The organism is Treponema sp. R8-4-B8, from assembly GCF_054786175.1.
In genome coordinates this window covers 1-23,085 of the sequence record NZ_BDHE01000004.1, presented here as the reverse complement: position 1 = coordinate 23,085, position 23,085 = coordinate 1, and the positions used below count along the sequence as shown (strand labels likewise).

General features: G+C 43.3%; 18 protein-coding genes and 2 tRNA genes. 17 read left to right on the top strand and 3 right to left on the bottom strand.

Going from position 1 to position 23,085, the window contains the following annotated elements; translation table 11 throughout:
- Nucleotides 1–95: 95 nt before the first annotated feature.
- Nucleotides 96–797 (bottom strand): hypothetical protein, encoded by a 702-nt coding sequence (locus ACYVRA_RS01250; protein ID WP_461250932.1) that lies wholly within the window; start codon nucleotides 795–797, stop codon nucleotides 96–98.
- A 208-nt stretch (nucleotides 798–1,005) separates the two neighbouring features.
- Between ACYVRA_RS01250 and ACYVRA_RS01245 the strand changes: the two genes are divergently transcribed.
- Together ACYVRA_RS01245 and epsC are read left to right on the top strand one after the other, a co-directional pair.
- A complete protein-coding gene (locus tag ACYVRA_RS01245) occupies nucleotides 1,006–5,337 on the top strand; it encodes an acyl-CoA dehydratase activase-related protein (protein WP_461250931.1) in 4,332 nt (1,443 codons plus the stop codon).
- Complete coding sequence (gene epsC, locus ACYVRA_RS01240) at nucleotides 5,334–6,188, top strand: serine O-acetyltransferase EpsC (RefSeq protein WP_461250930.1); 855 nt, start codon at nucleotides 5,334–5,336, stop codon at nucleotides 6,186–6,188. Before ACYVRA_RS01245 ends, epsC begins: the two co-directional genes overlap by 4 nt.
- A 7-nt stretch (nucleotides 6,189–6,195) precedes the next feature.
- Here epsC and ACYVRA_RS01235 read toward each other — a convergent pair whose 3' ends face one another.
- Nucleotides 6,196–7,413, bottom strand: coding sequence for a tetratricopeptide repeat protein (locus tag ACYVRA_RS01235; protein WP_461250929.1), 1,218 nt, complete (start codon nucleotides 7,411–7,413; stop codon nucleotides 6,196–6,198).
- Between the two features lie 310 nt (nucleotides 7,414–7,723).
- Here ACYVRA_RS01235 and secG point away from each other — a divergent pair, with 310 nt between their 5' ends.
- Together secG and ACYVRA_RS01225 are read left to right on the top strand one after the other, a co-directional pair.
- A complete protein-coding gene (secG, locus tag ACYVRA_RS01230; protein WP_461250928.1) occupies nucleotides 7,724–8,101 on the top strand; it encodes a preprotein translocase subunit SecG in 378 nt (125 codons plus the stop codon).
- 31 nt (nucleotides 8,102–8,132) lie between these two features.
- Nucleotides 8,133–8,603 carry a PTS sugar transporter subunit IIA gene (locus tag ACYVRA_RS01225; RefSeq protein WP_461250927.1) on the top strand — a complete coding sequence of 157 codons (471 nt, stop codon included), beginning with the start codon at nucleotides 8,133–8,135 and terminating at the stop codon, nucleotides 8,601–8,603.
- Here the strand turns inward: ACYVRA_RS01225 and ACYVRA_RS01220 are convergent.
- Nucleotides 8,537–9,445, bottom strand: a complete 909-nt coding sequence (locus ACYVRA_RS01220) for a pseudouridine synthase (protein ID WP_461250926.1) — start codon at nucleotides 9,443–9,445, stop codon at nucleotides 8,537–8,539. The two genes, ACYVRA_RS01225 and ACYVRA_RS01220, sit on opposite strands and share 67 nt — an antisense overlap.
- Nucleotides 9,446–9,524: 79 nt before the next feature.
- On the opposite strand from ACYVRA_RS01220, the gene ACYVRA_RS01215 reads away from it, so the two are divergent.
- The 13 genes from ACYVRA_RS01215 (at nucleotide 9,525) to ACYVRA_RS01155 (ending at nucleotide 22,862) form a co-directional block, all read left to right on the top strand.
- Complete coding sequence (locus ACYVRA_RS01215; protein ID WP_461250925.1) at nucleotides 9,525–10,013, top strand: divergent PAP2 family protein; 489 nt, start codon at nucleotides 9,525–9,527, stop codon at nucleotides 10,011–10,013.
- 7 nt (nucleotides 10,014–10,020) lie between these two features.
- Nucleotides 10,021–11,544 (top strand): hypothetical protein, encoded by a 1,524-nt coding sequence (locus tag ACYVRA_RS01210; RefSeq protein WP_461250924.1) that lies wholly within the window; start codon nucleotides 10,021–10,023, stop codon nucleotides 11,542–11,544.
- A 3-nt stretch (nucleotides 11,545–11,547) separates the two neighbouring features.
- Nucleotides 11,548–12,846, top strand: coding sequence for an SLBB domain-containing protein (locus ACYVRA_RS01205; RefSeq protein WP_461250923.1), 1,299 nt, complete (start codon nucleotides 11,548–11,550; stop codon nucleotides 12,844–12,846).
- The gene (locus ACYVRA_RS01200) at nucleotides 12,839–13,867 is read left to right on the top strand and encodes an RnfABCDGE type electron transport complex subunit D (protein ID WP_461250922.1); all 1,029 of its coding nucleotides are present in this window, start codon (nucleotides 12,839–12,841) and stop codon (nucleotides 13,865–13,867) included. Before ACYVRA_RS01205 ends, ACYVRA_RS01200 begins: the two co-directional genes overlap by 8 nt.
- A complete protein-coding gene (locus ACYVRA_RS01195; protein ID WP_461250921.1) occupies nucleotides 13,864–14,301 on the top strand; it encodes a hypothetical protein in 438 nt (145 codons plus the stop codon). Before ACYVRA_RS01200 ends, ACYVRA_RS01195 begins: the two co-directional genes overlap by 4 nt.
- Nucleotides 14,298–14,951, top strand: a complete 654-nt coding sequence (locus tag ACYVRA_RS01190) for a hypothetical protein (RefSeq protein ID WP_461250920.1) — start codon at nucleotides 14,298–14,300, stop codon at nucleotides 14,949–14,951. The genes ACYVRA_RS01195 and ACYVRA_RS01190 overlap by 4 nt, the downstream gene beginning before the upstream one ends.
- Nucleotides 14,944–15,531, top strand: coding sequence for a hypothetical protein (locus tag ACYVRA_RS01185; RefSeq protein WP_461250919.1), 588 nt, complete (start codon nucleotides 14,944–14,946; stop codon nucleotides 15,529–15,531). The genes ACYVRA_RS01190 and ACYVRA_RS01185 overlap by 8 nt, the downstream gene beginning before the upstream one ends.
- Nucleotides 15,528–17,372 (top strand): alpha-amylase/4-alpha-glucanotransferase domain-containing protein, encoded by a 1,845-nt coding sequence (locus ACYVRA_RS01180; RefSeq protein ID WP_461250918.1) that lies wholly within the window; start codon nucleotides 15,528–15,530, stop codon nucleotides 17,370–17,372. Before ACYVRA_RS01185 ends, ACYVRA_RS01180 begins: the two co-directional genes overlap by 4 nt.
- Before the next feature lie 336 nt (nucleotides 17,373–17,708).
- On the top strand, nucleotides 17,709–19,946 hold the full coding sequence (gene metG, locus ACYVRA_RS01175) for a methionine--tRNA ligase (protein WP_461250917.1): 2,238 nt from the start codon (nucleotides 17,709–17,711) through the stop codon (nucleotides 19,944–19,946).
- Nucleotides 19,947–19,954: 8 nt separating this feature from the next.
- Entirely contained in the window at nucleotides 19,955–21,247 is a 1,293-nt protein-coding gene (locus ACYVRA_RS01170) for a lipid II:glycine glycyltransferase FemX (protein WP_461250916.1), read from the top strand.
- Between the two features lie 51 nt (nucleotides 21,248–21,298).
- On the top strand, nucleotides 21,299–22,384 hold the full coding sequence (gene ilvE / locus ACYVRA_RS01165) for a branched-chain-amino-acid transaminase (RefSeq protein ID WP_461250915.1): 1,086 nt from the start codon (nucleotides 21,299–21,301) through the stop codon (nucleotides 22,382–22,384).
- Nucleotides 22,385–22,643: 259 nt separating this feature from the next.
- Nucleotides 22,644–22,716, top strand: a tRNA-Ala gene (locus ACYVRA_RS01160).
- Between the two features lie 73 nt (nucleotides 22,717–22,789).
- Nucleotides 22,790–22,862, top strand: a tRNA-Phe gene (locus ACYVRA_RS01155).
- Nucleotides 22,863–23,085: the final 223 nt, after the last annotated feature.

Below are 23,085 nucleotides of genomic sequence, written 5' to 3'. Positions count from 1 at the left end.
GCCGCATTAACGGCAAAAAAACTTGACAATTCCCCTCTCCAATGCGATATTATATATAGTGCCACTTACCGAGGCGGCCTTGTAGCATCGGTAACTTACGGAGATGTCGCAAGGCATTTTCGGATTTGTTCGGGAACCAACTGGGTTCCCGAACAAATGTATTTCTTCAAATCACTGATTTTAAAGAAATATGTTTTCTGTTCATTATCGGTTCCAAAAGTAAGAATTAGGTTTCCCTTATAACCACCTTTGTATTTTGGGTTATTTATTAATCTTGCCATATAACTCATAACATGTGATTTCGTTAATCGTAGATTAGCAACACGAATATAGACATTATTTCCTTGCTTCCTTGAGTAATTAAATCTTGCTCCAATTTTGTCCATTCTGCCGGTTACTTCTTTAAATTCAAAGAGCGAACCATTGACTATCGCGTCTGGTCCGGGAAGAAATCCGTTACCATCAGGTCTTTTAAGTCTGGGAATCAGGGTAACACTAGCCCCTAAATCTTTTAATATAATTGCTGATTTTATTTCCTTGAGAAAATCCAATTCCTCTTGTTTGTTTATTGGTAACCTTGACTCTGCCACAAGAATTTCGGTCGCATTTTTTGGCATGGTTACGTGTTTAAGTTTTAAATTATCAATTTTAACCCATGTTTCATTGGGAAATTCTTTTTTCGCTAATTCTTCATTGGCGGCCGTGTTTTTTGCCAGCCTCTCCGCTGCGGTTGTTTGCCGCCTTTCCTGAATGTACGCATTATTTGCTCCTTCCGTCGGCTGTTTCAATATTTGCAATCCTTCTCTTTTTCTCTGCGTAATTTGTCTGTTAATTTCCCGATCTGGTTTTGCTTATTAAAAATATACCAACAAAAAGAATTATTTTTTCTATAAATAAATTATATTCAATTTACATAAAAATCAAGAGATTTTTCTCTTTTACCAATGCTCAATAAAGCCATTTCACCTTGTTGAATCAATATTACAACTCTGTTAAAATAACAAAATGAAATCGCTTGGTATAAATATTGGCTCTACCAGCTTGAAAATGGCTTTATTGGAAGACAATAAACCCGTATGGACGGCTTTTACGCCTCATGAAGGGGATTTTAGCGCTGCGGTGCATAAGCTTTTGGCTGAAGGAAAAGTCCCCGAAGGCATTCCGGCTCTTGTAACGGGCAATGAAGGTCGTTTTATGTTCGATGTCAGCGGCACTTTGGAACCGCTCTGCGTTGAAGCCGCTCTGAAAAACCTCGGGATTAAAGCCGACGCGGTGGTCAGCATGGGCGGGGAAGACCTTATCGTCTATTCTTTGGACGCCGACGGCAAAATAATAAACAGTTTTTCAGGCAATAAATGCGCGAGCGGGACGGGCGAGTTTTTGAAACAGCAGCTTGCCCGCATGGACATGACTTTGGACGATATCGACAGGGTGCCTGACACCGCGAAGGTGTACGCCCTTTCCACGCGCTGTTCCGTGTTTATGAAAAGCGATTGCACGCACAGGCTTAACAAGCGCGAAGCGACAAAGGACGATATTGTGCTGTCGCTATCCGACGTAATGGCGGTTAAAGTTATAGACTTTTTAAAACGCGCGAAGGTTACGTCGGGCAGGGTAGCGCTCACCGGCGGCATCACCCTTAACCGCCATATTATCCGCTTTATCCGCGAAAAAGCTCCAAATATTGAATTTATCATTCCCGACACAGCCCCCGTCTTCGAGGCGTTTGGCGCGGCGGTTATGGCGCTGCAATCTGGCAGTAAGCTGCCTTCCGCCGACAATTTGCTTAGGGCAAACGATGTCCGCTTCGGCTCATTGGAAGCGTTACGTGATTGGAAGGACAAAGTAAAAGTTTTTGAAAAACCTGACGGCAAAGTGAAAGCCGGTCGCAGATACATTCTGGGCGTTGACGGCGGTTCCACCACTACCAAAGCGTGCCTTGTTGACATAGAGACTGATGAGATTACAGCGAGCCACTACGGGCGCACACACGGCGACCCGGTGAAGGCGCTCAAGGAGTGCCTTGCGATTATTCAGGAAAAAATAATCGCTGATACGGGAGATAAAAAAATTGACATTTGCCTTGTAGCCACAACGGGATCAAGCAGAGAAATACTGGGCGTGTTTTTGGAAACTCCGGGAGTGTACAACGAGATTATCGCGCACTCCGTCGGGACTACTTATTTTGACAAAGAAGTGGAAACAATTTTTGAGATTGGCGGACAGGACGCGAAATATGTTCTTCTTAAAAACGGCGTGCCTATCGACTACGCGATGAATGAGGCCTGCTCTGCGGGAACAGGCTCATTTTTGGAAGAATCCGCCGCGGGAGACTTGTCAATTCACAACGCGAAAGATATTGGCCCGATAGCGTTAGGCGCTCCGTCGCCGTGTAAATTCGGCGAACACTGTTCGGCGTTTATTAACAGCGATATTCGCAAGGCGGTTCAGCAGGGCGCGGGCAGGGAAAATATTACGGCGGGGATTGTATGTTCCATAGGGTCGAATTATCTTAACCGCGTCGTGGGAAATCGCACCATAGGCGGCAAGATTTTTCTTCAAGGCGGAGTCGCTAAAAACCCGGCGGTTCCCCTCGCGTTTGCCATGCTGCTGAATAAGGAAATCCTTGTTCCGCCGTCACCAGAACTTATGGGCTGTTTCGGCGTAGCGTTACTAGCAAAGCGAAAAAGGGACGACGGGCTTCTCGCCGAGCAGGCCGTTGTGTTAGATGACATTATTAACCGCGAGATTGGCTATGAGCGCGTCTTTAAATGCCAATCCTGCGAAAATCTCTGCCCGATTCAAGTGTTAAATGTCAACAATCACAAATACATGTTTGGCGGGCGTTGTAACAAATACACGAATATGCGTAAGCAGGTAAAAGACGTGCCTGTGTTTGATTATGTCGAGAAGCGGCAGAAGATGCTCTTTGAAGAATTTGCCGCGCCGGCATTATTAGAGAATAACTCTCGCGAAGGCGTCGAACCTTCGGTTCGTAGGGCGCAAAGGAATTTTATAGTCGGTATTCCTAGAGCTTTTTCCGTGCATACCCTCTATCCGCTTTACAGTTGGTTCTTCCATGAGTTGGGGATTAAAACGTTTCTTTCTACGGAAGTGGCCCACGCTGGAGTTGCTCGCGCTGAATCGACTTACTGTTTCCCCGCTGAAATCGCCCACGGCGCTATTCAGGACTGTCTTGATAAGGGCGCGGATTATGTGCTTCTGCCGCATTTCCGCGATATGCCGAGTTATGAAGAAAAAGTACACGCTAACTTTTGCCCTATTACTCAGGCTCTTCCTTATTATATGGAAAAGGCTTTCCCTGACATTGATAAAAAGAAATGGTTGCCGCTTGTCGTGAGTTTTAAATTTGGCGAAGGAAAAGCGCTTGAATTGTTTTGCGAGATGACAAGGCTTTTGGGTATCGGCGAGGCGGAAACTAAAACGGCGTTTGACGCGGCATGGGCAAAACAGAAAAGCTATTTTGAAGCGGTGGAAAAAATGGGTCATCAAGCGCTTGAAGACGCGCGGAAATCAAATCGGCCTGTTATCGCCGTTTTGGGCAGGCCGTATAACGCCTTCACGCCGGAAGCGAACATGGGTATTCCGCGCAAGTTTACAACGCGCGGCTATTCAATCATCCCGTTTGACATCTTGCCGTTCCGCGACGAGGTTATTTTCCCGAATATGTACTGGTTCTACGGCCAGCAGGATTTAAAAGCGTCAAAACTCCTTAAAAAAGAAGATAACATTTATCTTACATTCGTTTCCAACTTTTCGTGCGCCCCCGATTCGTTCATTCTCCATTACGTGAAATGGATGATGGGGCAAAAACCCTTCCTTGTGCTTGAGTTGGATTCCCATTCCGCGGACGCCGGAATTGATACCCGCGTCGAGGCGTTTCTCGACATAATTGACGGTTACCGCGCAAAGAGAAATCAGTTTGAAGAAGAACGCTATGACAACGGAATGAGGTTTGTCTGCGAAAAAATGTATTCAGGCGAGTACGATTTACGCATAGACAATATAAAAACAGGTGAGAGAATTCCCGTAATAGACAACAAGAGGGTAAAAGTGCTCCTGTCCAACATGGGAAATATCTCCACCGAGTACATGGGCGCCGCCATTCGCAGTTTAGGCATTAACGCCGAGGCAATGCCCGTGGCGACAGCTAAGACGATTCAGGCGGCTCGCGCCCATGCGTCAGGTAAGGAATGCGTCCCTAGCCATTTGGTTTTAGGCAGCGCGTTGGAATTTTTCTTCAGTGACAGATACCGCAAAGACGAACTTTATCTTCTCTTTGTGCCTATAACGACCGGCCCTTGCAGGACAGGCCAGTATTATATCTTCTACGAAAACCTATTCCGCGATTTGCGCCTTGAAAACGTAGTGGTCTTTATCCTCTCCGCGGATAATTCATACACCGAGCTTGGCCCAAGTTTCGCGAAAGAGATGTGGAAAGGTTTGGTGTTATCTGACTATTTAAAAGACATTCAATGCTCCCTATTGGCGGCTGCCGTTGATCCCGTAAAAGCGGAAAAAGATTATGAACATTCATGGCGCAAGGTTATGCACGCTGTAGAACACAACCCTAAAGCGTTGTGGAAAGAGCTTAAACATGTCGCGGCGGATGTAAAAAAAATACCGTTAAAAAGAAAAGTCGCGGATTGCCCGCGCGTTCTGATTGTAGGAGAGATTTATGTGCGCCGCGATGATTTTGCAGTGGGCGAATTAATCGAACTTATGAGCGAGCGGGGTATCGTCGTAAAAGTCGCCGGAGTCAGCGAATGGATTCATTATCTGGACTTTGTGCGCGAATACGCGCTTAAAAAACTTATTAGGCTGCGAAAACCAGGCACAAGGCTTTTTTCCAAACCGTCAAGAGACCTTAAAAAACTTCAAATTGAAGAATGGTGGAAACATCATATCGAAAAGAAAGTTCTTGCCATTTTGGAGCCGACCGGCCTCATCCCCAAAACGCCCCACGATATGCGCCATATCATGAAATACACGGTGAAGCATTTTGTTAATTTGGAACTTAATTCGGAGATAGCCGTTTCTTCCGGCTCGGCGGCGGCGGCAATGGACGAAGGTTATTCAGGTATCGTGAATATAAGCCCGTTTGCCTGCCTTATCGGGCGCGTAATCGAGGGGCTTTTCACTCCGTGGGCGCGCGAGCGGAACTACCCGACACTGTCGGTGGAAGTTGACGGCAACCTCTTGCCGCCGAATATTGTCAACAAGTTAAATATTTTTATGGTGAACGTATTGCGTTTCAAAGGCGGCGGCGATCTTTCAACGTTAGTTGACAAAGCCGGCGAAGGAGAGTCAGCGTGAAAAGACTTGAAAAAAGCATAGAATCGCTTCTTGAAAATTACGACGCTTACGGCATGGTTAATCATTCGGGAGCGATTAATCTTCCGGGAAGGGAAAGCATCGACAATATTTTATTGGACTTTGAAAAACTGCTTTTTCCGGGCTTTCTGGAAAATGTATGCACGGACAGTGAAGCTCTGCGGAAGCTTACTGTGGGAAAAGTAAAAAAATTATCTCTGGCGTTAAAACGCGAAGTGGAGAAGAGTATTGCTTTTTCAGTGCGGCATGGAGAGTTAAATTGCAAACATGAAGGCTGCGGGGCCGTAGCCGCCCTTGTCGTTGAAGAATTTTTTGAAGAACTGCCTAAAATCAGGGTCATTTTAGAAAAAGATTTAGAAGCCGCCGTGCGCGGGGATCCGGCGGCGAAGAGCGACAATGAAGTGATTCTTTCCTATCCCGGCTTTCAGGCGATTTCCGTTCACAGAATAGCGCATTTTTTCTGGACGCGGCAGGTTCCCCTTATCCCGCGTATGATGAGCGAGATTGTTCATGGGCGTACAGGCATTGACATTCACCCTGGCGCGGACATAGGCGAGTCATTTTTTATTGATCACGGAACGGGCGTTGTAATAGGGGAAACTACGGTTATAGGGAAAAATGTTAAACTTTACCAGGGCGTTACTCTTGGCGCGCTTTCCGTAAAAAAAGAGGAAAGCAATTGTAAACGCCACCCGACTATCGAAGACGATGTTACAATTTACGCTAACGCGACAATTCTCGGCGGAGAGACTATTATTGGCCGCGGCAGCGTTATCGGAGGCAGCGTGTGGATAACGCAATCCGTGCCGCCGGGCAGCAGGGTAAGCCAATAGCGCGCCGTTAAATAAGCGCATAACTGCTGTTGTTCTGGATGATAGTCGCCGCGTAATTTCTAGCGTATGGTTTTCTCCTCCAAAAGACGTTATATTGGGCTTTAACTCCGTCTCTCATGCTGTGATACAATTGTCCAAGTTTGTTTAACTGCATGAGATAATTTGAATGTTCTTTGCCAAATACCTTTTCCCTGATGGCTTTTGCCTCAAAATAACAGTTTTCAGTCTTTAAATATTTTCCCATGCTGTAATACACCGCTCCTAAATTAATTAACGCGGCGGCATAATTCGGATGATTCTTGCCATACGTCTTTTCAACAATGGATTTTACTTCAAGATAACAGGCAAGCGATTTTTTATAATTGCCCATTTTATGATATAACAATCCCAGATTATTTAACAGGTTAGAGTATTCATAATGTTTTTTTCCATGATTTTTTCTATTGATTGTTTTTACTTCCAATAAACAGCGTTCGGCTTTTTCATAATTGCCCGTTTTAATATATAACAGTCCCAAGTTGCTTAATGAGACGGCATAACCGGGATGGTTTTTATTCTGATTATTTTCATAAATGGTTTTTAACGCCAATAAATAGTGTTCGGCGTTTTCATAATCATATAAAGAAAAATATAACCCGCCAAGGATGTTTAAAGAAACCGCGTAGTCAGGATGGTCTTTTCCCAAAATCTTTTCTCTGATAAACAGCGCGTTCAGATAACATCTTTTGGATTTTTCATGTTCGTTAATTTTACCGTATAATATTCCTAAATTATGTAATGTTTGGGCGTAATCAGGATGGTTTTTTCCTAATATCTTTTCCTGAATAAATTTTATCTCTATTAAACATTTAATCGCTTTTTCATAATTACCCAGGGCGTAATACGCGTTTTTTAAATTAACTAACGCTTCCATGTATGAAACATTTTCTTTACATGACATTTTTTCCAATACGGTTTTTTCTTCAAGATGATATTTTTGGGCGTTGGCGTAATCGCCGATACTGTAGTATAACACTCCCAAATTATGTAATGATTGGATATATCCGGGATGTTCCCTGCCCAAGGTATTTTTAAAGATGTTTTTCGCGTCAATAAAACATTCCGTAGCTTTAAAATAATTATTTTGGTTAGAATAGTGCATCCCTAATCTTAAGTAACAATCTCCTTTTACAGCCTGTGTAATAAAATATGACTTATTATTATTTGCCGTTGTTTCTAATCTCATTGTTTCCTCCTGTTTGTAATATGGATATAAAAGCGCTTTTTATTGTTTACCGCCTGAATACCCGCTGTTAAATTGCAGATTCGATATTTAAATTTATTTTTTAATATCCTCACACCATGAAAAGTAAGAAAAAACAGGGCTATCGGCAAGGAAAAACAGCCTTTTATCAAAAAAACAATAAAAAATCCGAATTATTGCACTTGATTACTTGCATAAAGTTTGCATTTTCAGTAGACTCATAAATATATTTATTAATTCGATTAATCAGTCTTACCGTTTATAGCGGTTAGACTTAAATTGGAGTCAACAGATGGGTGTTTTAACGGTAGTTTTATTGGTTTTTTTCGTTATTGACGCGGTTTTGCTTGTTTTATTGGTTTTGCTTCAAAATGAAGAAGGGGACAGTCTTGGCGGCATATTTGCCGGCGGTTCAAATACCGCTTTTGGTTCCCGTTCCGGCAATTTCCTTACACGCGCTACCACTGTTTTAGGGGCTTTGTTTCTCGTAATCAGCCTGGGTTTGGCTCTGCTCAGCCGCACTCCCGCGGGAACGGGCATTGAGGAAGAAGTGAAGATGCTTAGTTCTCAGGAATCGGGAACCAACTGGGTTGAAGAAGCGATAAATCCGCCACCTCCCGCGGATGACGCCTCTAACGATAATAATGAAAACGACAATATTGACAATTAGGGATGTCAGCCGAAAAAGATAGGAGGTTTAAATGAACCTTCAAGACGTATTATTGCCGGAGTTCATCAAAGTAAATTTAAAAGCGATAGATAAGAATGAAGCGTTTAAAGAGCTTGTAGCCCATTATTGTAAAACAAATAACTCGCCTTCGTTTGCTCAAATTCTGGACGCAATAGTAAAACGCGAGGCAAAAATGTCTACGGGAATTCATAAGGGCATTGCCGTTCCGCACGGCAAGACCGACGCCGTAAAGAAAATTTGCTGCGTGGTGGGCATATCTGAAAAAGGCGTACAGTACGATTCTTTGGACGGAGAACCCGTGCATCTTCTTTTTATGATAGTTTCCCCCGTTGAAGATTCGGATAATTTTCTTTGGATACTAAAGCATCTTGCCCAGCTTATAGAAAATCCTCAGTTTAAATCGGAACTGCGCTCTCAAAAAGATCCGCAAAGCGCGTTTAATGTTATTTGCAAATTTGAAGCCGCGCTTTCCGGCAATTGATTTTTGCCGTAGGGAGCAGTGATCGCGTATTCCAAGAACTCAAGTTTCCACGCGTGTAAAAAAAAGCCGCTCTTTTTGCCGAACATTTTCCCGCCATATTTTTTATCGCCCGCCAGCGGATGCCCGTGGAATGCGGCCTGAGCGCGTATTTGATGCGTCCTTCCTGTGGCAATTTGCGCTTTGATTAACGTATAATTGCCGTCAGAGGCAAGAGGCGTAACTTTTGTAACCGCGTTTTTACCGCCGCCGGAATTATCAAGCGAGACAAAAGTTTTTTTCTTTTCTTTGTCGCGGAAAAGAGAGTCCTGCCAGATTTCTTCGCTCTTTACAGTCCCCTCCACAACCGCAAGGTAAGTTTTACGCACCTTCCTTTCCCGCAGAAGAGAACTGAAAAGATGGGCGCCTTCTATGCTTGTGGAGAAAACAACAATGCCGCTTGACGGTTTGTCCAGCCTGTGCAAAGGGCCGGGTTTAAACGACAGAGACGGAGGCAATTTATCCGCGAGAAAAAACCGGACCATGTCGTCTAAACTGTTATCTCCGTGAACCGCAAGCCCCGCAGGTTTATTAACGGCTATCAGTCCCAAACCTTGCCATAGAATTTCCGGTTTTGGCAATTGGCGTATTTTAGGCGCTCGCGTTTGCGTATTTTCTAAAGAAGGTATGGAAATTTTTACGCCGCGTTCAAGGCGGTCATTCGCTTTTCCCGGCTTCCCATTTACAAGCACTTTTTTCAAGCGCAAGAGGCGGTGAATTAACGACAGCGGACAATCGGGAAGCGCCTTACGCAAAATTCTGTCCAGTCTGCGCCCATTGTCATTTTCTCCCGTAATAAGTTCCATATGTTATTTATACCGTATTTTTACCGTTATTTCACCCGCGACGAGTAAAGAAGCTCCTATTGACAAAACCCGCATATTAATGGATTATAATATAATGACAGCAGCGGCAGTTTTAAAGTCTTTATTTACGAATAAAATATTTTTATCCACTGTTTCAAGCATGTGCGCCGCGCAAATTTTAAAACTGTTTTTTTATTTACTAATGAATAAAAACAGGAAAAAGTGGGACGCGATAGAAACCGTAATCTGGCGCACGGGCGGGATGCCATCAAGCCATTCAGCCGCCGTATGCTCTCTTGCGACATCCGCCGGAATTTACGAAGGTTTTGATTCCAATTATTTTATTTTTTGCCTTGTTTTCGCCATGGTGGTTCTTCGTGATTCATTAGGGGTCAGGAGGACCGCCGGTTTGCAGGCAAAAGCGTTAAATAATCTGGGAAGGCAATCCGCTAAATTAACGGGTTTGGAATTCCGTTCCGTAAAGGAAATTCATGGGCATACTCCGCTTGAAGTGTTAGTCGGAGCCGGATTAGGCATATTAATCTCGTTTTGTTTTTATATCTTTTAGGCGTGATATGTCCTTTTTTCGTTCTGTTTTGCTTGCAAGCCTTGTTTCCCTGATGGCGGCTTTAGGTCTTCTTTATATCGGTTCCGCTATGGGGTACGAAGAATTCCGCGGCGGATACGCAGTGTTAATTACTGATGACTCAATTGAAGATGCGGCGATCCTTTCCCGTTTGGAGTCAGGGGATTTATTTTTTGGCGGAATTCCTGTCAGCGAGTCTTCACAGTGGGTTTTGCTTGATGAATTTGATTCAATAAAAAGGATACCCCTTGATCAGTTTTCATCAAGGATTTTCCCATTTGACCCGCGTAACGACGGTTATGCCGGCAAATTAAGAGACGTATTTGTAAAAGACGGCAAACGTTTTGTTTATGTGCCTCTTTTTACCGGCAATTGGAAAGCCAATTTTCTGGATAAAAAATTTAATGAATTAATGGGGGATATTCCCTATTCCGTTGAATATTACGGGATAGGCCGACCGCTCGCGCTTTTCTTTATTATTTACGCCGCGGCTTCAGTCATTCTTCTTATAATGTGTTATGCGAAAAGAAAAGTACACCGCAGTATAGTTAATATTATACCGATGATACCCGTGCTTTCTTCGCTTGGTTTTTTCGGCGCCGCCGGCATCGGAAGCGCAGCCTTGCTTTTCGCCCTTTTTATTCTGTTAAAAGAGCCGCTTAATGAACTTGTAAATCCTCCACCGTTAATAAAGAAAGAGAAAAAATTAAAAAATATTTATAAGGAGATAATCGCGCCCTATAAATTTTACTGGCTTTTCATTCCGGTATTTGCGGCGGCGTTGTCAATTCTGACCATGTTTTCCCAATTAAAAGTTTTATTCTTAGTTTTAGTTACCGCCGCTTCTTTTGCCGTTTTTTTCTTTTCGCTTAAAATAGTTTCTTTTTCGGGGGTGGAACACAAAAAATTTAATCCGCTGATGATATTAAGAAGGCGTTTTCCTGAATTTGTTTTTCCAATGTATATTTTACCATTTGTTATCGGCGCTTTTTTAGCGATGTTTTTTACGCCGTTTATGTCCGGAAGCTATGACTCTGGCAATAAATTTGACAGTATAGTAACCGAGCAGGATTATTTCGATCATCTGACGTATCAAACAACGTTTTCAACGCGCCGGTTGGACGCGTCTTCTTCGGCTTTTCCGGCTTTTTCCTATGATACGGACGGGCTTGTTTCCATGAATAAAACGGGCGCGGGCCAATCTGTAAAAATGAGTGATTTTCCGGGTTTCCCGTTAAAACACTTAATGGATTTTTTTAACAATGTAAATAACGGCGACATTGTAAATTCAGGCAAAAGTACGGGGAGAATTCAGGAGAATCTGTCATTATTGACACTGTTATTGTTTTTATTTCCGGGGTTGTTTTTCAGAGGAAAAAACGACGGTTCTAACAGCGGTGCTTTTGACGGCTTAAAAAAAAATTCAGGAAAATTACGCTCAATAGGTATTAACTGGAATAATAAACTGTTGTATAATGATGGGAGCATTTTGCGCGGCCGTAAGGACGCTTAATTTATGAAGAAATATTCTTTTCCACGGGGAGGGCTTCACTATGAAGACCCAACTTCCCCGGCAAAAACATCAACCGAAAACGCTTTCTTGCCGGCGCTTTCAGTTATTTCACTAGGAAACAAAGCAAAACCTATCTATCCTATAGTGAGTATTGGGGAATTTGTCCGAGAAGGAATGTTGATTGGCAGGGCGTCGGGCGCCGGGACGGCAAATGTGCACGCTACGATTCCCGGCAGAGTCATCAGGAAAGTCTTCTGGGAAGACAGAAATAAAATTGTTAATGACGCTTTTGTAATTAAGCTGGAAGGCGCGTTTGAAAGACTGGGCAGGAAAGAGGAAATTTTAATATGGAACGGCTTAAACGGTTATGATTTGCAGCGGATAATTTCCGATTACGGAATTGTAGAAATGTACAATGACGAAAGGCCGCTTTCCGACATTATTTCCGCCGCGAGAAAAAGAGACAAATTGACTCTTGTAATCCGCTGTGTTTTTGACGACCCTTGGCTTGCCGCCGATTATGTTCTTTGCCGCGACAGAATGAGCGCTGTTATAGAAGGCGCCGCTATCGTGGCAAAGGCGTGTTTTAAAGTAACGCAGATTATTTTTGCCGTTTCACATAATGAAAAAGAACTGGGCGAACAGCTTCTGTCATCTGCGGAGAATATTGACATTCCGTCTTCGCTTGTTTTAACGGGTTGCCGTTATCCTCAGAGAAACAGCAGGGAACTGGAGCTTGCCCTGCGAATATATGAGAAAAGAGAAAACGCAGATTTAGGTTCTCTGTTAATTTTAGGTCCCGCCGTTCTTGCCGCGGTTAATGACGCGGTAGTGCATAAAAAACCTATTCTTGACCGTTATGTCGCCGTTGGCGGTTCGGCCGTTAGAAAACCTCAGATAATGAAAATTAGAATAGGGACTAGAATTGGCGAAGTCATCGAACAGTGCGGCGGCTTTATAGAGCAGCCCGCGAAAATTTTAACGGGTTCCCCCCTTTCAGGCAGGGAAGTGAAGTACCTTGACGAGCCTGTCGGCAAATCATGTTACGCCATTGTCGCCATGGCAAAGTCTCAGGCCGCAATTCACCCCCGGCAAAATTGCATTAACTGCGGCGAGTGCAGGGCGGTTTGTCCCATAGGGCTTGATCCTCAGAATATTTACAAGCGGATTCAAGCGCAGGAAGCTGTAAACATTGAAGCGACAGGCTGCCACGGCTGCGGATGCTGTAAAATTGTCTGCCCTTCCGCCCTGCCGTTAGTTGAAACTATTTTAAATAATAATCGGGAGGGTATTAGTGCCTGAAAGCAAGGTAACTATTTTACAGAAACCTCAGATAAATATCTCCGTTCCCAGCGCGGGCAGAATGTGGCTTGTTTGCTTTTGCGCGTTTCTATGCGTCCTTCAATCGGCTTTCAGCGACGGCGGAAGGACGCTGATTATCGCTTTTACCGCGTTTTTTTCCGCGTTATTTATTGAACTCTTGCTTACATGGCGTAAATACAGGGCGGAAAAAATAAAAGACGGAAGCGCCGCCGCTACGGCGATGATTCTTTCCATACTTTTGCCGAATCAAATACACCCTGTGTTTGTTTTTTTAGGCGCCGCTTTTGCGGTTCTTGTCGTAAAGTACAGTTTTGGCGGTCTTGGAGCAAATTGGCTTAACCCCGCTCTTGGCGGCTGGTTATTCATACGGTTTTCATGGCCTTCGGCTTTTACAAATGCGTTTAACGGCTCAACTCCGTCAATTTCAGAAATGATAATCGCGCCCGACATAAGCAAACTGGACAGTTCTGTTACTGATTTTTTTAACGGTTCGATTTTTTCCATTGCCGGCGTGCAGTTGCCGTCGGGTTACATTGATCTTCTTTTTAATAACAACGCGTGCATTATTACAGACAGAGGTTTGTTTTTTCTGCTGATTGGCACTATAGTCATTACCGCCGTCGGGATTAACCGGGGCTGGGTACCGTTGGTCTTTCTTGCCATTTACGGTTTTCTTATCCGGTTTGCCGGTGATTTATCGGAAACATATTGGAACGGAGATATGTTGTACGGCATTTTTTCAGGCGGCACAATTGCGGCGGCTTTTATTCTTGCGGCGGAACCGGCAAGCGGCGCCAAATTAACACCGGGTCTTGTGTTTACAACAGTTTTAAGCGCGTTCCTTTCATGGTTATTCAGGTACAGGTGTATGGACTATACGGGCTGTTTAATAGCCATTGCTCTGACAAATTGCCTAACGCCCCTTATCAGGCTTTTTGAGGAAAAAGTTTTTCTCTCCTCCCGTAGTAATCGCGGCAAGTTCCAGGAGAACCGCCTATGAAAGACAAGGCTATTTTACTCGGATGGATTATCGGGATTTTGCTGCTTATTTCCGTTCTTTGGATTTCTATTCAATCGGTGCATGCCTTTTATATTTTACGGGCGGTAAACAGCGTATTTATGAATAATGACGATTCACGGAGGGTTTCTAAATATTTACATGCAAAAGCCGGAAAAGCGGAAACTTTAGGGTTTTGGTATTCGATGAATTCTGCGGATAAAATGTTTGTTTTTACGGTTTTTAAGGACGGCATACTTGTCCCGCTTGGAGCCATAGTTTCACCTAACGGTACTGTGAGCGAAATATTTCCTTTAAGCGCCCATGCCGTGCAAATTTTTGACGGATTGCCAAAGAGTATTTTGCAAATGTATGTTGGCAGAATAGAAGAAGCGGCGCTTGAAAATTTTTCAATACCGCAAGGAGCTGTAAGATGAGCTTAAGCCGGCAACATTCTTTTTGGGGTTCTCTTTCCCCACTTGGCGGCTTAACGGGCGCGGGGCTTTTAATTATGGCTTCGGGGCGCTTGTCATGGGCGATTACCGTCGCGGGGTGTTTGTTTTGGGTATACGGTCTTACCGCGATTACATACGCTTCTTTAGAGTTGGTAGGAAAGAAGAAATTATTGCCTGTAAAAGGAAGGGGCGTAATAATTACTTGTTTGGCGTCATTTTTCAGCAGCATATATCTGTTGTTGTTCTGGCTGCTGTGCCCGTTTGCCGTTATGGAAGTTTTTATGCTGCTGCTTCTTGTTCCGTTATTCTGCGCGAGCCCTGATTTTATTCAGCAAGTGCTGTCTATGTGTGAAGGCGCTTATATTGATATTTTTGAAAATTTGTCAGACGCGGTTTCAAAAGCCGCTTCTTTGGCAGGTTTGCTTATAGCGTTTTCTATAATAAGGGAACCTTTATCTTATTGCATGTTGTCATTTCCCGGGACTTATCAGGGGATGATTACAATTATGTATTTTAAATCAGGCGCGTTTTTTCCAATGGGCATATTTGCGGCCTCCGCAGGTTCTCTTTTGTTATTGGGATATTTCATCTGTTTATATCAGTATTGGAAAGGAAGAATAGGCAATGGCTAATACTCATCTTTTACTGTTATTTATCTACTCAGCATTTACCATTAACATTGTATTGCAATGCGGCCTTGGAATAAAAGGCGCGGTTGACTCAAAATCAAATCTTAATATAACGACATTAATAAAATTAGCTCTTATTTTTTCTTCAATAATTCTTTTATGGTTATTTTTTTCCAAAGTGCTTTTTTCATTATTTTCCGGCATTTTTGTATATGTGATTTTATTTCCTATAAGCGCCATTGTTTATGACGGCTTGGAATTCTTAATTTTCCATTATTTATATAAAAACAAGGAGAATACGGAAACTTTTATAAGTTTCCCTGATGGAATTACGGCCGCCTGCGTTTTTATTTGCATAAATATCGCGAATAACATTAAAGAAGCGTTAATGATTTCTTTTGGTTTTACGTTTGGTATTTTTCTTGTTAATTTGATAATAAGGGAAATTCGCAGAAGGGCGGAATTGGAAGCGGTTTCGGTTTTTATCAGGGGGAAACCGTTAGTTCTTATTGCAATGGGGCTGTTGTCGCTTATTTTTACCGCCGCCTCATTGTTGTTTTTCAGGATGATTAGCGCAGGGTGAAAGAAAACAATAAGATTTACCTGATTATAGGCTCTCACGCCCATGTTCCCTCCGGCTCCGCGGAAAGCGAATTTGAATATGTTTATGAAAATAAAGTACGCCCCTTTGTATCCAACCTTTACCGTTATTCCGGCATTCAGGCGGTTTTACATTACTCGGGCGTTTTATTTTATTGGATAGAACGCACCCATCCTGAGTTTCTTATGTTAATAGAAGATATGATTACAAGAAAACAGATCGAGCTTTTAGGCGGCGGATTTTTTGAGCCGAGTTTTCCGCTGATTCCGCTCCAGGACAGAATTGGACAGATTGAATTAATGACGACATATATACGCAAACATTTTGGAAAACGCCCAATTGGCTGCTGGCTTCCGCAAATGGCGTGGGAACAGCATCTTGCGGCAACGCTTTCCACAAGCGATATGAGTTATACCTTTCTTTCACAGGAACAATTTGTACAGGCGGGGATAAAAGGCTCGGGTCTTTTTTCACCTTGTATCAGTGAGGACCAGGGCAGGCTTTTAACTGTTTTTCCCGTCTCTTTATCCGTGGAAGAAGAGCTGGCGATTAAAAGTTTTTCCCAAGTTTTTGTCGATTTAAAAAATAAATTTGACGAAGTATGCGGAAAGTGCGAATCCGAAAAAATAATCAGCATATTTCCTGATAAAGTTTCATCGTCTCCTGAGGAAGCGCCCGACACGGCATGGAACCGTTTTTTTGAAGAAATATCCCTATCCGAGCAAATTGTAGAAACAACGTTGCCTTCTAAGTTATTAAGAATCCATAAAACATTTAAAAAGGGGAGTTTTCCAAACTCATCCGCCGTCCGGAATAATTATTCGCCGCGAAATTTTGTAATTGAACATGACGAATCGGGCGGCATATATTCTAAAATGATTTTTACTAATGTATTAATAAATCAGTTAAAGGGGGATAAATCCCGCAAATTAAACGCGAGGGAAGAACTTTGGCAGGCGCAGGACTCAAGCCTTTTTTCCCCCGGCGGCGGGCATATCAGGGGAGAACTTCGCAAGGCGGCGTACAGTTCGCTCTTGCGCGCGGAAATGATGTCCCGTGAAAACGGAAAATTTATTCCGTCATTAATACAGTATGATTTTGATTTTGACGGCGTAAAAGAATTTATTTTTCAGGATGCCTTAATTAACTGTTACATTCAACCCAGGGGCGCCTGCATTTTTGAGCTTGATTATCTGCCCAAAGAATGGAATTATCTTGACTGCGGTTCAAACGATTACGGCAGGCGCGCGTCTTTTGCCGACGTTCTGCTCCCGTTTGAGACAAAGACTGATAAGCCCCAAGACGTTATTACTGAAAAATCAAGGCTTTGTTTTATTGAGCAATATGAATCAATAGCGCAGGATAAAAAAGGAAAATCATGCTTTAAGCTTCCAGCCTTTGGCGGCGATATGCCGTTTGGAGACATAGAGATAAATAAATGTTATTTAATAAAAAAAGACGTTATTACGGTTTCATATAATTTAAAAAATACGGGTAAAGATACGCAAAAATTTAAATTTAGCCCCATAATTTATTTTGCTTTCGCGAATGTCACTGACGAGTATGTCCGTTTTTACGCCGTTGACAATAACGGGAAAGATATTCATTTAAGCGGTAAATTTGACGCGGGCAATTTAAAAATTCTGGACGTAAAAAACGAAGTGCAGATTTTAATCGGCTCCATAAGGCCTTTTTCAGGATTTCTTACCCCTGTTTTTAACAACGATCTTTATCAGGCGACAATAATACTGCCTGTGTTTTCAATCTCCCTTAAAAGTAACGAAGCATGGACGAATGAGTTTAGCTTAAAGTTTTCACACTAATAAAATCCGAAGATTTCACACAAAGAACACGGAGAAAGAGAAGATCACAAAGAAAAGGGATTAAAGGTTTTTGTCCGCTATCTTATCGTGAAGCTCATATATAGCCCTCGGACAAAAACCCCTTCTTCCCTCTTTGTGTTCTTCGTACCTTTGTGTTCTGTGCACTGACGGCAGCCTAAAGGCCGCCTTACATTTATTACAGACAGCGGCATTTATTGGTGCTACGCTGCGTGGCATTTTTCATCTATACGGCTACGCCGTGCGTTTCTCTAGCGTGTGTGAGGTCTTGGCGTAAAAGTATTGAATTACTTTATCTTTTTGGTTATCATAACATGTATGAAAAGAAGATTAATTACATCGGCGCTGCCTTATGTCAATAACGAGCCTCATTTAGGCAACCTTATTCAAGTGCTTTCGGCGGACGCTTTCGCGCGTTTTTGCAGGCTTCGCGGTTATGAGACGTTGTACGTCTGCGGTACGGACGAGTACGGAACCGCTACTGAAAACAAAGCGGCGGAAGAAGGCATAACTCCAAAAGAACTGTGCGACCGCTATCACGCTATTCATAGCGATATTTATAAATGGTTTAACATCGCCTTTGACAAATTTGGGCGCACTTCGACTCCCATACAAACTGAAGTAACTCAGGATATATTTTTAAAATTGGATAAAGCCGGTTTTATCTGCGAAAGAACGATAGAACAGTTTTACTGTTCTAATTGCAAAAGGTTTCTCGCCGACCGTTATATTCGCGGCGTTTGCCCCGTCTGCGGCAGTGCTGAGGCAAGAGGCGATCAATGCGAGACCTGCGGCAAATTGTTGGACCCTACCGATTTAAAAGAGCCTAAATGTTCCGCCTGCGGCGGTACTCCATCCCTGCAAAAGACAAATCACCTTTACATTGATCTTCCGGCAATTAGGGAAAAACTTGAAGAATGGATAAAAACCGCGTCCGTAAAAGGATTCTGGGCGAATAACGCCGTTCAGATGACTCAGGCTTGGATACGGGACGGCCTTAAAGAACGCGCTATTACAAGAGATTTAAAATGGGGAATCCCCGTGCCGAAATCGGGTTACGAAAACAAAGTGTTTTACGTCTGGTTTGACGCGCCAATAGGCTATATCTCAATAACCGGAACGTTAGGTGAAGAGAAGGGAAATTGGCGTGACTTTGTAAATTATTGGTGGAAAACCCCTAATGAGACTGAGTTATTTCAGTTTATAGGAAAAGACAATATCCCGTTTCATACGGTAATTTTCCCGTCCAGTCTTTTGGGAAGCGGGGAAAAATGGACAATGTTACACCACATGTCAAGCACCGAGTACTTAAATTATGAAAACGGCAAATTTTCAAAATCAAGAGGGGTTGGAGTTTTTGGCACTGACGTACAAGGGACTGGAATCCCCGCTGACGTGTGGCGTTTTTATATTTATTACAACAGGCCTGAAAAATCAGACGCTATGTTTACATGGAGTGACTTTAAAGAAAAAGTAAACGGCGAGCTTATCGGCAATTTAGGCAATTTGGTAAACCGCACGCTCTCCTTTGTTACGCGCTACTATGACGGCATAATCCCCGATGGAAAAAGCGACGGCGCTTTTTGGGCGGAAGTTGTAAGATTGGAAAATTCAATTACCGAAAAACTTGACAGAGCCGAGTTACGTGACGCTTTTAGGGAAATATTTGAACTATCCTCGTTCGCGAACAAATACTTTCAGGACAATGAGCCGTGGCGGCTGCGAAATGACGATCCCGAAAAAGCAAAAGCGGTCATACGCGACCTTACCTACATTGTCCGCGATTTGTCAGTGTTAATAGAGCCTTATATGCCACAAGCGGCGGAAAAAATCGCTTCGTTCTTCGGCCTTAAACTTAGAAGCAATCTTAACTGGAAAGACATTGGAAAAGCGGACGGCATAGGGAATATTAAAATAAAAAGCGAAATTCTTTTTAACAAACTGGAAGATGAATTAATTGAAACCTTACGCATCCGCTTTTCGGGGAGCCAGAAAGAGAGGCAGGAAAGCGATAACGCTCAAACAACGGCAAGCAAACCTTTTTCTTCAGTAGTGGATTTGCGCGTGGCAAAAATTGAAAAAATAGAGAGGCACCCAAAAGCCGATAAACTTTACATTGAACAGATTGAAGTGGGGGAGGGAGTGACGGGAGTTCGTGAAGAGCGGACAATTGTTTCAGGCCTTGTACCGTTCTACAAAGAAGAAGAATTGCTTGGAAAGAAAATTATTGTAGCGTATAACTTAAAACCCGCGAAACTGCGCGGCATTGAATCGAGGGGGATGCTCCTTGCCGCAGGCGACAAGGGCGGAGTAGGCCCCGACGGCCAGCCAGTAGAGCGCGTAGAAGTTCTTGACGCGGGAGACTGTCCCACTGGAACGCGGCTTTTACCCGAAGGAGAAGACGCTCTTCCCGCTGCGGCGGAAATAGACATCGACATGTTTTTTTCGTATCCAATCGCCGTGAAGGACAATACCGTTTTTTGCGGAGGAAAAAAATTGTGTCTTAACGGCAATCCCGTGCATACTAAAATAATTCCCGAAGGCGAAGTGCATTAATAGAATATATGGAAGAAACATCCGCTGATAAAACAAAAAAAACTAATACGGCGAGCGAGAAAAAAACATCATTTATTACTAATATAATGGAAGACATATCCGCTGATAAAACAAAAAATACTAATATGGCAAGCGAGAAAAAAACATCATTTATCACTAACAAAATGGAAGACATATCCGCCGTTAAAACTAAAAATACTAATACGGCAAGCGGCATTAAAACGCAATTTATCTCCAACATAAAAGAAGCCGATCTCTGTGTCTGTGAAAACGCCGACTCTTTTTTACAATCTTCAATGTGGGGGGAATTTAAATCCCGCTTTGACTCAACCGCGAAGGCTTTCCTGATTGATTGGCAATACGGAGAGACTTCGCAAACGCTGCCATTATTGGCCCTTTGCCGCCGCTTCGCTTTAGTTTTTGGCCTTGGCTTATCCTTCGCGTATGTCCCCTGGGGGAGTTTTCCTGATTTTTTCCCCGCCGAAGACAGGGCAAAAGCCCTTTCTGAGCTTGCTGTTAAATTAAAACCGTTTTTTTCAAAAGACACCGCCTTTATACGCTTTGAACCTCCGTGGCACTACAAAGACGGCGATGAAAATTTTAAAAATGAATCAGTCATGTTCACATCCGCTGGTTTTAAAAAAGCGGCGGCGACAGTCCAACCGCCAGATACCGTCATCGTCAATCTAAATCTTTCGCGCGAAGAAATACTCGCGTCCATGAAACCAAAATGGCGGTACAATGTTTCTTTAGCGGAAAAAAAGGGAGTAAAAGTGAACGTCTGCGGGGTTAAGGATATCGAAGTATTCTATAATCTTTTAAAAGAAACGGCTGCAAGAGACGGTATCGCCATACACGGAATTAATTATTACAGGACGCTTTTTGAAGTATGCGAGAAACAAAGTAAAAAAAATCAATTTATCCGCTTGTATACTGCTGAACATGAAAATGAAGTAATCGCGGCTATTGTCGTTCTTTTTCGCGGAAAAGACGCGACATATCTTTACGGGGCGTCTTCTAATAATAAGCGAAATTTAATGGCTCCTTACGCCCTTCAATGGAAAGCCATGCAGGATGCGAAAGAAGCCGGATGTCAAAATTACGATCTTTTCGGCATACCCCCAAATGAAGATCCCAATCACCCTATGGCCGGCCTTTACAGGTTTAAAACCGGATTTGGCGGGCAGATCATACACCGTCCTGGAAGCTGGGATTATCGGTATAAAAAGGTAATGTACAATCTTTTTAACAAGGCAGAAGCTATGCGAAAAAAATTGCGCGATTTAAAAAAGAAACGATAACCTATTGCAAGACATTAACATCAATTGTATTATTAGCATAAGGAGTAAAATATGGCCTTTGCATTAAACACTTATCCAATTACCTACCGCTCAAGATTTTCCGACGGAAAATGGAGCGAGGAATATTTGGAAAAACCGCACAAGACTCAGGAAGAGGAAGCGGCTATGAGCGACGAAGATCGCGCCAAGCTGGAAAATTCCCGTAACTGCTACGGGGATATGCCTCTTGTCAACTATACAAGCCAGTACGGATTAGCGTGTTTTGAAGGACTAAAAGCCTTCCCGCAGAAAACCGGAAAACTTGCCATCTTCAGGCCGGATCAAAACGCCCGTCGTTTTTACCGCTCGATGGAGGGGATGCGCATGCCGCCTTTCCCAGTAGAGACATTTGTCTCCGTTTGCAAAGAAACGGTCAAACGTAACGCCGCTCTTGGTTTTAAACCGTCTTATAACAGCGAATGGGAAAAAGATTCGTATATGACGGCGGACGCCGTTTATATCAGACCCTTTACTATCGCCGAAGGCGGCATTGGGGTAAACCTGTCCCACGAGCCTTATGTGCTGGTAATCAATACTCCCGTAAGCGCCTATTTCTCATCCGGCAATTCGGACGCTGTTGTTTCAGACCGTATCCGCGCGACGCCCAAAGGCACCGGCTGGATAAAAGCCTGTTCCAACTATGTTATGTCCGCCTTAGCGAAATCCGAAGCCCTGGAAGCCGGTTACATGGAATGCGTGTTTCTCGACGCGACCCACCGCAAGTATATAGAAGAAGGTTCGTCATGCAATATTTTCTTTTACTTAAAATCAGGCGAGCTTGTAACGCCCGAACTAGGCGACACAATCCTTCCCGGCATTACCCGCGCCAGCATAATAGAGCTTGCCCATGACAGGAAAGTAAAAGTGTCGGAGCGCAAAATCTCAATAGACGAAGCCCTTGAATCGACAAAGGAATGTTTTGTCAGCGGAACCGCCGCAGGAGCCACCCCCATTACCTCACTTACCTACAATGGCAAAAAAGTACTGTTCAACAACGGCAAAGACGGCGATTTTACCACAGATATTCGCGACACGCTTAAAGGCATTCAATACGGTACTCTGCCTGACACAAAGGGGTGGATGGTACAGGTTGTTTAATTTTTAACCACGAACCACACGAACAGGGAGCGAACCTAGAGAGCGGAAAGGTTTACACAAATACGCGCGTAGTAGAGATATAACAGGAGCAGGGGTTGTTGTCTGAAGGTTTGGCTTTGGACTTTACGATAAGATAACGGACAAAAACCCCTCTTTCTCCTTTGTGATCTTTATACCTTTGTGCTCTTCGTGTGAACCTCTTGCGAATCTCCAACATCTTGACTAAAACAAAAATTTTGGGCTAAATAGTAGAAGCACCGGGGATATAGCTCAGTTGGTAGAGCGATAGGTTCGCAATCTATAGGCCTGGGGTTCGAATCCCCATATCTCCAATATGTATGCCACTATTGACACTTTTTGATGATTTTGGCATACTTAAATAGGTTAAGGTTTAGAACAGTGTCAGCCACCTTAGCTCAGTTGGTAGAGCAGCAGACTGAAAATCTGCGTGTCTGGAGTTCAATTCTCCGAGGTGGCAAAAAGTTAAGTCTTTACAGGATAAGGAATTAGCTTAATTTTTTGGAATCACTTCCGCTACCTTAAAGGCGTGATTCCTCCTATAATGTGGGTTTTGCCAAAAACTTGCCAAAAAAGGAGGATGTATGCGCCAACAATATTACATACGTCAAAAAAAGGTAAATGGACTCATTTCGATCATCTTTATTGATCCGCTTACCGGGAAGCGGACTGAAAGAGCCGCG